This window comes from Yinghuangia sp. ASG 101 (genome assembly GCF_021165735.1).
Taxonomy (GTDB): domain Bacteria; phylum Actinomycetota; class Actinomycetes; order Streptomycetales; family Streptomycetaceae; genus Yinghuangia.
The window spans coordinates 2,811,454-2,823,772 of the sequence record NZ_CP088911.1 but is presented as its reverse complement, the minus strand read 5'-3'; the positions used below and the strand labels follow the sequence as shown (position 1 = coordinate 2,823,772).

The 12,319-nt window shown below is 68.1% G+C and carries 11 protein-coding genes; 6 read left to right on the top strand and 5 right to left on the bottom strand.

The features are described 5' to 3' along the window. Positions 1-72: 72 nt before the first annotated feature. From tgmC to LO772_RS11675, 5 genes are all read right to left on the bottom strand, one after another. On the bottom strand, positions 73-1,254 hold the full coding sequence (gene tgmC / locus LO772_RS11695) for an ATP-grasp peptide maturase system methyltransferase (RefSeq protein ID WP_231778338.1): 1,182 nt from the start codon (positions 1,252-1,254) through the stop codon (positions 73-75). Then, positions 1,251-2,138 carry an ATP-grasp ribosomal peptide maturase gene (tgmB, locus tag LO772_RS11690; protein ID WP_331717325.1) on the bottom strand — a complete coding sequence of 296 codons (888 nt, stop codon included), beginning with the start codon at positions 2,136-2,138 and terminating at the stop codon, positions 1,251-1,253. The genes tgmC and tgmB overlap by 4 nt, the downstream gene beginning before the upstream one ends. 75 nt (positions 2,139-2,213) lie before the next feature. Beyond that, the gene (tgmA, locus tag LO772_RS11685; RefSeq protein ID WP_231778337.1) at positions 2,214-2,483 is read right to left on the bottom strand and encodes a putative ATP-grasp-modified RiPP; all 270 of its coding nucleotides are present in this window, start codon (positions 2,481-2,483) and stop codon (positions 2,214-2,216) included. Between the two features lie 112 nt (positions 2,484-2,595). Next, the gene (locus LO772_RS11680) at positions 2,596-3,105 is read right to left on the bottom strand and encodes a GNAT family N-acetyltransferase (RefSeq protein WP_231778336.1); all 510 of its coding nucleotides are present in this window, start codon (positions 3,103-3,105) and stop codon (positions 2,596-2,598) included. Between the two features lie 11 nt (positions 3,106-3,116). Beyond that, positions 3,117-3,890, bottom strand: coding sequence for a GntR family transcriptional regulator (locus LO772_RS11675; protein WP_269453189.1), 774 nt, complete (start codon positions 3,888-3,890; stop codon positions 3,117-3,119). A 213-nt stretch (positions 3,891-4,103) separates the two neighbouring features. Here LO772_RS11675 and LO772_RS11665 point away from each other — a divergent pair, with 213 nt between their 5' ends. The 6 genes from LO772_RS11665 (at position 4,104) to LO772_RS35775 (ending at position 12,271) form a co-directional block, all read left to right on the top strand. Then, positions 4,104-4,640, top strand: a complete 537-nt coding sequence (locus tag LO772_RS11665; RefSeq protein WP_231778335.1) for an ATP-binding protein — start codon at positions 4,104-4,106, stop codon at positions 4,638-4,640. A 590-nt stretch (positions 4,641-5,230) separates the two neighbouring features. After that, positions 5,231-5,392, top strand: a complete 162-nt coding sequence (locus LO772_RS11660) for a hypothetical protein (protein WP_231778334.1) — start codon at positions 5,231-5,233, stop codon at positions 5,390-5,392. Positions 5,393-5,452: 60 nt separating this feature from the next. Continuing rightward, positions 5,453-6,307, top strand: a complete 855-nt coding sequence (locus tag LO772_RS11655) for an aKG-HExxH-type peptide beta-hydroxylase (RefSeq protein ID WP_231778333.1) — start codon at positions 5,453-5,455, stop codon at positions 6,305-6,307. A 35-nt stretch (positions 6,308-6,342) separates the two neighbouring features. After that, positions 6,343-7,443 (top strand): methionine synthase, encoded by a 1,101-nt coding sequence (locus LO772_RS11650; RefSeq protein WP_231779505.1) that lies wholly within the window; start codon positions 6,343-6,345, stop codon positions 7,441-7,443. Positions 7,444-7,494: 51 nt separating this feature from the next. After that, on the top strand, positions 7,495-9,765 hold the full coding sequence (gene ligA, locus LO772_RS11645) for an NAD-dependent DNA ligase LigA (RefSeq protein WP_443089450.1): 2,271 nt from the start codon (positions 7,495-7,497) through the stop codon (positions 9,763-9,765). A gap of 349 nt (positions 9,766-10,114) precedes the next feature. Beyond that, complete coding sequence (locus LO772_RS35775) at positions 10,115-12,271, top strand: putative bifunctional diguanylate cyclase/phosphodiesterase (RefSeq protein WP_269453188.1); 2,157 nt, start codon at positions 10,115-10,117, stop codon at positions 12,269-12,271. Positions 12,272-12,319: the final 48 nt, after the last annotated feature.

Below are 12,319 nucleotides of genomic sequence, written 5' to 3'. Positions count from 1 at the left end.
GCCCCGCCGGGCTGAGGCTCGGCGGGGCGATTGGTCGGCTCGGCGTGTTGTGGGCATTCGCCAACGTGGGTTTCAGTCGATCCGGTGTTCCCAGCGCAGCGTCGGGTTGCCCCCGATCGAATAAGTGTGGGCCTTGGCGGTGACGGTCAGCCGAACTGCGTCGACGTCGGGCTCTCCAACCCTCTGCCATGCCGTGACGGCGGCTTCGATTGCGTCCCAGATTGCGATGGGCCCACCCTGGCGTACGGTCCACAGTTCGCCGCCCTTTGAGAGGGCGGCGAACGATTCCCGGTGCGTGTCGAACAGGTATGTCGTTTCTCGGCCGTCGCCGCTCCGTGCATGTACGAACTGAGCACCGGGTGCCGCGAGTTGGGCGAGGAACGCGGGCATCCATTGTTCGAGGACGGCAGGTGAAAGGGCCGTCGTCCGCTCGGTGTCGGCATACGCGGCGCGTGCCGCGAGGTCGCCGGACAGCGGAACGGCAGCTTCCGCCCGAGCCGGCATGAACGATGAACGCCCGATGATTTGGCCCTGGGCGGTGCCGTCCTCGCGCACGGTGAGCTTGGCCAGCCCGGTCCCGTACGACCACGCACCAGGGCCGACCGTGGCGAGGATGACCCCGCCGGGCCTGGTCTGCCGCACCCATGTGTACGGGATACGGCGTACCGCACACGTGGCGATCAACCGGTCGAAGGGTGCTCGGCGCGGGTTCCCGAGGAGACCGTCACCAGTCACCGTCCACGTCGAGAACCCCGCTTTTTCCAGTGCGTCATCCGCCCTGGCGGCGACCTCGGCGTCCACTTCGATGCTGGTGACGTTGTCCTCACCGAGCCGGTGACACATCAGTGCGGTCGAGTACCCGGTCCCGGTCCCGATCTCCGCCACGTTCTGCCCATCGTGTACGTCGAGATCTTCGAGCATCCCCACGACAGTGGCGGGCACAGTGGACGAGGAAGTGGGGAAACCGCGCACGGGCTCGATGACTTGATCAGGAGTCAGACATCCGTCCAGTTGCGTCACCAATGACTGATCGCTGTAGACGATCTCCACCCATTCCTGCGGGCTGACACTTCCCGGGAGGACCGGCCGCCACAGACCATTTGCCTCGTCAGGAAGGAACACACCAGTGGAAAGGAAGTGTTCCCGAGGAACCGCTTCGACGGCCGCGCGCCACGCTCGGCTGCGCAGGTGCCCTTGCGCGGCCAACCGATCGGCGAGCGCCTCCCTCTCGGGAGCGGTATCGGGACGGTTCACGGTGCGGCTCCTAGCTCCAAGAGGGCGGCGAACGCGGCGCTGATCGGTAATCCGGTCTTGACTTCGAGCCAGCCCCATTGACCGTTCGGGTTCAGCTCAAGCCAGTGAAGGCGCCCTTCGCGGTCAAGGGCAAGATCGAAACTGCCTGACGCGAGGCCGAAATGTTCCAGGAAAGCGACGAACGCCTTGCCCATGCCGTCGGGCAGCGTAGTGACCTGGTACGTGAGGGCGTCGTAGTCGGCGCGCCAGTCCAACAGGCCCGAGTCGATTCGCACCGGGAACACCTGCTCGCCGACGACCACGACGCGGAGGTCGGCAATCTTGTCCACGCGGGCCTGGAACAAGTGCGGGACCACGCCCACACTTTCGTTGATTTCGGCGGCAGTGACGGGCTCGGTCCATGTCGTCAGCCCGACGCCGTCCGCCCGCTGGTAGGGCGTCCACCGGAGTGCCTTGTAGATCACCTCATCGTGTTCGGCGATGAACGCACGTACGTCGTCCACGTCGTTGGAGATCAGCGTGGGCGGAATCGTGAACCCGAACCGTTCGGCGACCGCGAGTTGCATGGGCTTGTGTTCGGCCGCGTGGTTGCGAAGCGGATGGTTCACGTAGCGGCAGTTCGGCAACGCGTACAGGGTGCCGCCCAGGCCGTGACGGACCTGGGCTGCTGCATACCGGGCATCGGCGTGATCCAGATGCTCGAAGTGCGGCCAGGTCGGGCGTCGCCAGTAGACGGCCCGTACCTCTTCCAAGTTGGCGGTTCTGGAAGGGGTACGGAGTTGCCCCGCCAGTGAGGCGGCGCTGACACCGAACCAGGCCGAGAAGGAAAGGCATTCTCCGACGTCGGAGGGGTCGAACCGTACGACGGGTACGCCCCGGCTCATTGAGCTCGGCGATCACCATGTCGGCGGTGATGTCGTCGATCTCGGTGACGACTGCGACCGGTCCGGGCACAGCCATCAGTCCTGCTCGCTGTCCTGGTCGTGGTCGGTGTCGTTCTTGCTGTCCTGGTTGGTCGACTGCGGGTTGGTCTCGGTTCCCTGGCTCGTGCCGTGCTTGCCCATCTCGATGACGCCTCCGTGTTCGTCGCGGAAGACGGTGGTCTGTGTGACGGGGTCAAGCTCGGCGGTGGTGTAGCCGGGCTGGTACGTGCTCGGGTACGGGCGCATTCGGCTGATGCCCCACGGGCGTACGGCGGTGCGCTGATCCGGAGCGGTGCAAGGCGTCATGGGTTCTCCCTCGTCGATTCTGTGTTGTGGGCGGAGCGCCAAAGGGCGGTCGGGCGCGGAATGATCTGACCACGGATGGGGCTCGTAGCTCCCGTACGCCGTTCGGCCATCCTCAGATCGGTGCTACGTAGCACATTGCATCGGTGTGCAGATTCTCGCCGTAATGGTGTGTTGTGCTGCCGATTTTGGTCCATCCCAAGTGTTCGTACAGACGGATTGCGGAACGATCCTTGGCCATGACATCGAGCACCAAACGGAGTTGCCCACGCCGGGCGTATCGCATGGCGGTGTTCACGAGCGACCGGCCGAACGCTTGGTGTCTGGCCTCTTGGATCACGAAAAGCCTGGCGAGGACGGCGACGTTTCCGTCGCCGTCACCGTTCTGCTTGGCCCACAGCGACGCGGAGTCTTCGCCCTGCGGTTTCATGACAGCGACGTGACCGACGATTTTTCCGTCGGCTTCGGCAACCCACGAGGCGATGACTTTCGGGGAACGCAGCCAGAACTCCGGCCTGTCAACGCCTTCGACGGGATATCCATCGGTCGCGTGCACGTTGACCAGCGCCGCGACGGCACCCGGCAGGTCCTTGTCATCGAACGGTCGAACCCTGGAGTTCTCCACGGGCCGCTCCTTCAGTCCACAGGGAGGTCGTACAGCAAGCCGGTTCGGTCGGCTCGGTGGACGAACCGTGATACTTCAAAGGGGGCACCATCCTGATCGAAGCTGGTATGGAGCACCTCCAAGACCGGGACACCCGGCGGGAGTTCAAGAACGGCGGCTTCCTCGGGAGTGGGCATCCGCGCGCTGACTTCGTCGCGGATGTTCTTCATGACATGTCCGAGTTCTTCAAGCCGCCCGTAGATCCCGTCTTTTCCCGTTTTCGGCTGCATCAGTAGGGTCCCTTCGGCTTCGTCCCAGCGGAGACAAGTCGAAACGATCTGGACCGGCTCATCGTCGGCGAAGTAGTGGCTCTCCCTACACAGGACACTCGGCTCGTCTGCTGCGACGCGCAGCCGTTCGGCCACGTCTGCGGGTGGAACCTCACGTGCGATCCGCGCCACGTCGATACGGGCGGCCTTCCCCTGTCGCTGCGCTTCGAGTCGAAAGGGTGTCAGGCCCGTCTCGCGGTGCTTCCGCGAATATCGGTCCCCGCCCATCCGGAACAGTCGCTTGGGTTCTCGGACAAATACACCCCGTCCGTGCTGGGCGGTGACAAGACCCTGCTCGGCAAGCATGCGGATCGCTTCTCGGGCCGTGTTGCGAGCGGTGCCATACCGGTCCGCAAGCACACGTTCTGACGGCAGCTTGTCGCCCGGGGCGAGGTCCCCGCTTTCGATGGTGCTTCGGAGGTCTTCCGCAATGCGTCGGCTCGCGGGCCGCTGAGGCGAGGCGCCGGCAGTAGTCATACAGGCAGCATAGCAACTGGCTTAAGCCAGAGTCTTGACGCGCGCTTCGCGCTTCTCCCAAACTGGCTCAAGCCAGTTGATCCCGGGGTTGATGCTTGCCACCCGCGCAAGCCAACGCGCCGGCCGTCCAGAGAGTTGGTCATGACTGACACCCAACATGAACGTCCGTACCCGCACAGGGTGTTGTCGGCACGATCGCCGCAAGACGTGCCGATGACCGGAGCTTTCGCGGCACTCGGCGAGAGCAACTGGACCACAGAGTCCCGTCGTTCGGTCCAAGGCGGCTATGAGCTGCGGGCCAAAACGTGGCCGGTCGCTCCGTCTTCCGTGCGTGATGCGCGAAATCTCGCGTGGGCCGCTGTGGAGGACTGGGGGCTGTCGCCGCTGGCGGATGCCATCGAGCTCTGTACGTCAGAGCTGGCGAGCAACGCCGTCCGGCACGCGGTGCCGTGTGTGTCGTGCCGGGTTGCCGTGCGCGTATATCTTTTTCCGGGCCGGTTCGTGACGGTAGAGGTGGACGACAGCGACCCGAGCCGACCGGTCTTGCCTATGGTGACACCGGGCGACGTGCCCGACACGTCGTTGTTGTCCGGCCGTGGGCTGTGGTTGGTCTCCCGGGAGGCGGACGGCCTCGATTGGTGGCCGCGTCCGCTCGACGGAAAGACGGTGCGGTGCTGGTTCGACCTGCGGCGGTACGGCATTGCCCGCCGGTCCGTGTCGGGGCTCGGGTGGAGCATCGAGCAGGTGTGACGGGCGCAGGCACGTGGATCACGTCGTCCGAAAGACGTCTGTTTGATGCTGGTGCCGGTGAGCGGACTTCGGGCGCAGAAGGCGTTCCGGAACCGGCGCTGAAGAAGGGTCTCGCCGGGTTTCCTGTTCTGGAAATCTCTGGAAAGCCACGGAGCTTGACCGGGAAGCCGGTGGGTCGGAAGCATCACCCTTGACCAACGCGCGGCCGGACTTCCCCATGACCTGTTTCAGCCTCCACGACGACAGTCTCGTCATTGTCGAGACCTTCCATTCGGAGGTGACGACACGGGACCCCAGGGACGTCCAGTTGTACAGCGACACATTCAGCAGGTTCGATGCGGTGGCGATCCACGGTGACGAACTGTGCGGCCTCGTCGAGGACATCCGGGACGAGTTCTTGCGACAACAGGAAAGACGGTAGGCCGCGTCAGGCGTCCAGCCTGACGATGAGAGCAGACCGGATCGAAACGATCCGGGCAGCGGTCGTCGCCCTCTGCGTCAGCGGAGTCAGCCGTCGGCTGCACCAAGACACCCGCCTTTTCCGGGGCGGGTGTCCCACCGTCAAGTCCCCTGAAACAAGGAGTGGTTCAATGAGCCCGGTGAAAACCGAGTGGACCGACACGACAAACTTCAACGAACTGCTGACGGCCGTGATGTCCGACCCCGACAAGATCGCGGCCGACATCAAGGCCAGGGTCACCGACGCACTGTCCGGAGCCGAGATCGTGATGATGGGCGGCTGGACCAACTAGCTCTCCTCCGCCGGTAATCGCGGCACAGCGCGCCCGGAGCATTGGAGGAAGGACATGACCATGCATATGCTCAACACAGGGCACCTCGTGGAGATGCTGGGTCGGTTCGTACATGCGATCAACGGCAAGTACGTGAGCACGATCGAGGAACTGCGACCCGCATACGTCGAGGCGATCAATGTCCTGCGCCCTGTAGACCTCCCGGCGGAGCCGGAGGGTATCCGGATCGGGTACGAGGACAGCCCCTGGGTCACCCATTGCAAGGAGCGGGAGATCTTTCCACACATCGTCGGCCCAGCCTCTCCCTCGGACAAGCGGACCCGACAGGAGTGGGATCGGCAGATTGTCGAGGCACTGGCCCTGATCGAGCAGATCAACCCAGGCCTGCGCCGCATGGTCGACCTCCTTGTCACGGACATCGTGACGCTGAACTCGGGTGCGGACGGTGGCGGTTCCGCCAATCAGATGCCGGGCGTGGTGGTGATGAGCCCGGCCTCGGCATGGCTCAGCCTCGACTATGCGACGTGCATCGTCCACGAGGGCCTGCACACCGCGCTGTTCGTCCTGGATTCGGTGTGCCCCATGTTCACGCTGCCGCCGAATGAGCTGGAGCGGGATGACAACCGTGCCCTGTCGGCTGTGAAGATCGGTGAGCGACGCCCCCTACACGCGGCCCTGCACGCGGCTGCCGTTGCCGTACCGCTGATGTTCATGGAACACGTCCAGGGCCGGCACGCGCTCATCGACCAGTACTCGGTGAAGCCCGTAAGTCTAGCCTCTCCTGATCCCTTGGAAATCCCTTGTGCTTTCTCGTTCGAGAAACTTCCGCGGAAGAGATCACCGGGTCGTGGGACTTGGTCGCCTGATCCTTGTGACGTGCTCCACCACCGCCGTGTGGGCGGTGGTGGTCGGTAGGCTCACGCGGCGTGAGTGAGTTGGCGGGTTCAGACGTGAGTGCCGAGGCCGGGGCGACGGAGAGTGGGGCGGCCTATCCCTGGCCGGTCGGGAGTGCGACCGGGGTGGGGTCGGTGCCTGGTGGGGATGTTCGGGAGGCTGTGCGGTTGGTGGTGGGGGAGTTGGCGGGGTTTCCGCATCTTCCCGAGTTGCCGCAGCGGGGGGTGGGGGCGGATCTGATCGGGCGGTCCGCGGGGGTGTTGGTGGATTTGTTTGCGGAGGTGCAGCCGTCGGGGTGGCGGTTCGCCGATCGGCCGGGGCGGGATCATCGGCGGGCGGTGGGGTGGCTGCGGGAGGACCTTGATGCGCTGGAGGAGTTCACGCAGGGGTACGCGGGGGCGCTGAAGGTGCAGCTCGCCGGGCCGTGGACGTTGGCGGCGTCGATTGAACTGACGCATGGGGACAAGGCGTTGGCGGATCCGGGGGCGTGCCGGGATCTGGCGGAGTCCCTGGCGGAGGGGGTGCGGGCGCACGTTGCCGAGGTGCGGCGGCGGGTGCCCGGGGCCGGTGTCGTGCTGCAGATCGACGAGCCCGCGCTGCCGGGGGTGTTGGCGGGGGCGGTGCCGACGGCGAGTGGGTTCGGGAAGCTGCGGGCGGTGGACAAGGCGGTGGTGCGGGAGGGGCTGCGGACCGTCATCGGCGCGGCCGGGGTGCCGGTGGTGGTGCACAGCTGTGCGGCGGGTGTGCCGATCGGGTTGCTGCGGGAAGTCGGGGCGAAAGGCGTGTCGCTGGATTTCTCGCTGCTGCGGGAGCGCGACGAGGAGGAGATCGGCGAGGCGGTCGAGGCCGGGCTCGGGTTCCTCTTCGGCGTGGTGCCGTCGCTTCCCCCGCCGACGCCGTCCAACCGGGTGGCCAATCGTGCCGCGACCAGGGGAAACACCGGCACGGGCGCACGGCCGCTGTCGGACCCGGCCGGTACGGTCAGGGGTGTCAAGACACTGTGGAGGAGACTCGGCTTCCGCCCGGAGCACCTGGGCGAGGCCGTGGTCGTGACCCCGACGTGCGGTCTGGCGGGAGCGGATCCCGCCTGGGTGCGGCGGGCGCTCGCGCACAGTGTCGAGGCCGCCCGGGTGCTGCATGAGGCACCCGAGGGGTGAGCGACCCGCACCGGACCGCCGGTATTTCTGGAGGCTGACGACGTGGCTGATCTGACAGGCGCCGAAGGCGTCCCCGCCGAGGTGCGCGAGCGGGCCGTGGACCTGGCCAAGGAGCTGGAGGAGCACCGGTTCCGCTACTACGTCAAGGACGCGCCGACCGTCAGCGACGCCGAGTTCGACGCGCTCATGCGCGAGCTGGACGGCATCGAGCGGCGTTATCCGGCCTTGCGCACACCCGACTCCCCGACGCAGACCGTCGGCGGCGAGGCGGCCGAGGACGCGGTCAAGGTCGACCACCTGGAGCGCATGCTCAGCCTCGACAACGCCATGAACGAGGCCGACCTCGACGAGTGGGTCGAGCGGCTGCATCGCGAACTCGCGGGTGCCGCCTTCCACTTCCTGTGCGAGCTGAAGGTCGACGGGCTCGCGGTCAACCTGCTGTACGAGAACGGCGAGCTGGTGCGCGCGCTGACCCGCGGCGACGGGCGGACCGGCGAGGACATCACGGCGAACGTCCGGACGATCGGCGAGATCCCGCACCGGCTCCGCGACGACGGCGGCCACGACGTCCCCGGACTGGTCGAGATCCGCGGCGAGGTGTTCTTCCCGATCGAGGCGTTCGACGATCTCAACGCGCGGCGTGTGGAGGCGGGGGAGAAGCCGTTCGCGAATCCGCGCAACGCCGCCGCGGGGTCGCTGCGGATGAAGGATCCGCAGGCGGTGGCCCAACAGCCGCTGCACATGGTCGTGCACGGCATCGGCGCCCGCGAGGGATTCACGATCGACTGCCTGTCGCACGCGTACGAGAAGTTGCACGCGTGGGGCCTGCCGACCGCGCGGCACAACAAGGTCTTCGCGTCCGCCGACGAGGTCAAGGAGTTCATCCGCTACTTCGGCGAGCACCGCAACTCCGTCGAACACGAGATCGACGGCGTCGTGATCAAGATCGACGAGATCCCGCTGCAGGGCCGGCTCGGCGCGACGTCCAAGGCACCGCGCTGGGCGATCGCGTTCAAATACCCGCCGCAGGAGGTCAACACCAAGCTCCTGGAGATCAAGGTCAACGTCGGCCGCACCGGGCGCGTCACGCCGTACGCCGTGATGGAGCCGATCAAGGTCGCGGGGTCGACGGTGGCGTACGCGACGCTGCACAACCAGGAGGTCGTCAAGGCCAAGGGTGTGCTGATCGGCGACATGGTCGTGCTGCGCAAGGCCGGCGACGTGATCCCGGAGATCCTGGGCCCGGTCGCCGACCTGCGCGACGGCACCGAACGCGAGTTCGTGATGCCGTCGCACTGCCCCGAGTGCGGTACCGAGTTGCGGCCGATGAAGGAGGGCGACGTCGACGTACGCTGCCCGAACGCGCGTTCGTGCCCCGCGCAGCTCCGCGAACGCCTGTTCCACCTCGCGGGCCGCAAGGCACTCGACATCGACGGCCTCGGGTACGTCGCGGCGACCGCCCTCACCCAGCCCCTGGAGCCGGCCGAGCCGCCGCTGCGCGACGAGGGCGACCTGTTCGCGCTGACCCTCGACCAGCTGCTGCCGATCAAGGTGCTGGTACGCGACCCGAAGACCGGAATGCCGAAGGTCGACGACGAGACCGGCGCGCACAAGACCGTGACGTTCTTCGCGAACCAGAAGGGCGAGCCCAAGAAGACCGTCGACGTGCTGTTCGACGGTCTGGAGAAGGCCAAGCGGCAGCCGCTGTGGCGTATTTTGACCGCGTTGTCGATCCGGCACGTCAGCGATACGACCGCGCGCGCGATCACGAGCGAGTTCCGCGACCTGGACCGGCTGGCGAACGCGAGCGTCGAGGAGATCGCGGACGTCGAGGGCGTCGGGCCGATCATCGCGCAGGCGGTCGTCGAGTGGTTCGCCGAGGACTGGCACCGCGAGATCGTGGAGAAGTGGCGTGCCGCGGGCGTCCGCTTCGTCGAGGAGGGCGGTGCGGAGAAGGCCCCCGGCACGCTCACCGGGCTCACCACCGTGGTCACCGGGACGCTCACCGGCTTCACGCGCGACGGCGCCAAGGAGGCGCTGGAGGAGCGGGGAGCGAAGGTGACCGGGTCGGTCTCGAAGAAGACCGACTTCGTCGTCGTCGGCGACAGCCCCGGATCGAAGTACGACAAGGCCGTATCGCTCGGTGTTCCGGTCCTCGACGACGAGGGCTTCGCGGTGCTGCTGGCGGACGGGCCGGAGGCCGCCCGGGCGTGGGTGGCCGCGCGGACCGGAGACACGGCGGAGGAAACGGGCGGCGCGGCGGAAGGCGCCGGAGGCGGCGACGAACCGGGGGAGACCGGAGTGGCCGCGGACGCCGAGTAGTTCGTGCGCTCGCGGAACCAACGTGCCGCAACGGCGGGGAAAGTGCCGGTCACCGGCGCTTTCCCCGGCCCGGCCGCGGTGCCTGACCACCCGTGCCCGACCCGCCTCTCGCGCACCTGACGCCACGTCAGAAACCGGCTCCCCGCCGGGATCGGAACAGGACGTTCCGATTCGATCTTGCGGATATGCCTCCCCGGCCACCCCCCGGCGTCCTACCCTGATCGAGAACCCGGCCCCGCGCCGGGCTTGCCGCCCGGTCGCGGAACGCCCCGCGTACCCCTTGCCGCGGCGGGGCAGTTCGGCCCGCCAGGCCGGGACCCGCCCGGGAAGAGCCGCAGGGAGCTTGTGCATGCGACGGTTCGGAGGCACGGATCTGTCGCGTGTCGCACGCCCCGGCAGGTTCGTCGCGAACGCCGTCTTCGTCACCTGCGTCGGCAACCTCCTGCTGCTTCTCGCCGTCGCCCGCGTCGTCGTCGGCGGCGACGCGCCGCTGCCGGTCGACGACGTCGGCGTGTGGATCATGCTGGCCCTGGTCGTCACCGACGGCATCCACCTCGGAGTCACGCGGCGCGGCATGTACGTGCCCGGCGCCATCCCTTCCGTCGCGGTCACCTACGCCCTGCTCATCGCGCACGGCTGGGCCCCCGCCGCGCTGTTCCTGGCGGTCCCGGTCGTCATATCCGGCCTGATACGCCGCGACGCCGCGTACCGCCTGATCTACATCACCGGCCACTACGCCCTCGGCCTGCTGGCCGCCGACGCGGTCCTGGGCGTGTGCGGCGTACGCCCCCGAGGCGGCGACGTGCACACGCTCACCATCGCCGAACTCCCCGCGGTGCTCCTCGCGGGGCTGGTCCTCGTCGGCGTCGCGCAGGGCGCGGCGTGGATGCTGCGCGCGAGCTGGCGCGGTGTGCCCACGACCACGCTGGCCGCCGAGGAGATCCGCGTCCGGATCATCGCCAACGGCGCCCTCATCGGCATCGCGCCGCTGATGGCCGTCGTCGCGCGCGCCAACCCGTGGCTGCTGCCGCTGTTCGTCCTGCCGCTGCACAGCCTCTACCGATCGACGCGGGTGTCCTTCGACCGCGAGCAGCTGGCCCACCGCGACCCGCTGACCGGGCTTCCCAACCGCCGCCTGCTCCTGGAACACGGCGAAGGCGTCATCCGCGCCGCGGCCCGCGACAGCCGGATCGCGCTCTTCCTGCTCGACCTGCACCGCTTCCACGAGGTCAACGACACCCTCGGCCACCTCGCGGGAGACCGGCTCCTGCGCCAGGTCGGAGACCGCCTGCTCGGCGTCATCGGCCCGGGAGACACGGTCGCGCGGCTCGGCGGCGACGAGTTCGCGGTCCTCGTCCCCGAACTCGGGTCCGCCGACGCCGGATCCGCGCAGCCCGGCACCGACCGGCCCGACAAGATCGCGCAGGCCATGGCCCGGAAGATCGTCGAAGTGCTCGCGGAGCCGTTCGAACTCGACGACCTGGCCCTCGACATCGAGGTGAGCGTCGGCGTCGCCGTCTTCCCCGACCACGCGCGCGGCATGGCCGGACTGCTGCAATACGCCGACGTCGCGATGTACCTCGCCAAGCGGCTCCGCAGCGGCGTCGAGCTGTACGACCCTGCACGGGACGTCAACACCCGCGACAAACTCCTCCTGCTCGGCGACCTGCGCCGCGCACTCGACGTACGCCAGGTCGAACTGCACTACCAGCCCAAGGTGTCCTTCACCACCGGCCGCGTCGACGGCTGCGAGGCCCTGGTGCGCTGGCGGCACCCCGACCGCGGCTACATCTCGCCCGAGGTGTTCGTGCGCCTCGCCGAGGAGACCGGCCTCATGCCGCGGCTCACCCGCTACGTCGTCGACGAGGCGCTGTCCCAGGTCGCGCGGTGGCGCGGCGAGGGCATCGACGTCCCCGTGGCGGTCAACATCTCGGCACGCGACATCCACGCCCCCGCGTTCGCGGACACCGTGGCCGCCGGGCTGCGCCGGTACGGCCTGCCGGCCGACGCGCTGCACCTGGAGATCACCGAGCGCGTGCTCTTCGAGGAGCCGCAGCGCGCCGCCGGCAACCTCGACGCGCTGCGCGAACTCGGCGTACGCCTGTCCCTGGACGACTTCGGGACCGGCTACTCCTCGTTCGTCCACCTGCGCCACATCCCGGTCAGCGAGATCAAGATCGACCGCTCGTTCGTCGCGCGCCTGACCGTCGACGAGGACGACGCGGCGATCGTCCGCTCCACCGTCGACCTGGCGCACTCCCTCGGCCTGCGCGTGGTCGCCGAAGGCGTCGAGGACGACGCCACCTGGGACCGGCTGCGCGACCTCGGCTGCGACAGCGCGCAGGGCTGGCTCATCGCCGGCGCCCTGCCCCGCGACGAGGCCACCGCCTGGCTCGCCCGCCACGGCGTCGGCGCCCGCATGGCCCCCCAACGCCGCCCACCCGACTCCCCATCCCACACCGAACGAACCCGCCCACTGCAGAACCCGACGCGCGTCACGGGGTAGCGGAATCCGAACGCCGGGCCCGGTGACGGGACGACCGCGGCGGCCGTC

Coding starts and splice junctions, on each gene's coding strand:
- tgmB (WP_331717325.1), bottom strand. CDS start 2,138: ATGAGCCGGGGCGTACCCGTCGTACGGTTCGACCCCTCCGACGTCGGA.
- tgmA (WP_231778337.1), bottom strand. CDS start 2,483: ATGACGCCTTGCACCGCTCCGGATCAGCGCACCGCCGTACGCCCGTGG.
- LO772_RS11675 (WP_269453189.1), bottom strand. CDS start 3,890: ATGACTACTGCCGGCGCCTCGCCTCAGCGGCCCGCGAGCCGACGCATT.
- LO772_RS11665 (WP_231778335.1), top strand. CDS start 4,104: ATGACCGGAGCTTTCGCGGCACTCGGCGAGAGCAACTGGACCACAGAG.
- LO772_RS11660 (WP_231778334.1), top strand. CDS start 5,231: ATGAGCCCGGTGAAAACCGAGTGGACCGACACGACAAACTTCAACGAA.
- LO772_RS11655 (WP_231778333.1), top strand. CDS start 5,453: ATGCATATGCTCAACACAGGGCACCTCGTGGAGATGCTGGGTCGGTTC.
- LO772_RS35775 (WP_269453188.1), top strand. CDS start 10,115: ATGCGACGGTTCGGAGGCACGGATCTGTCGCGTGTCGCACGCCCCGGC.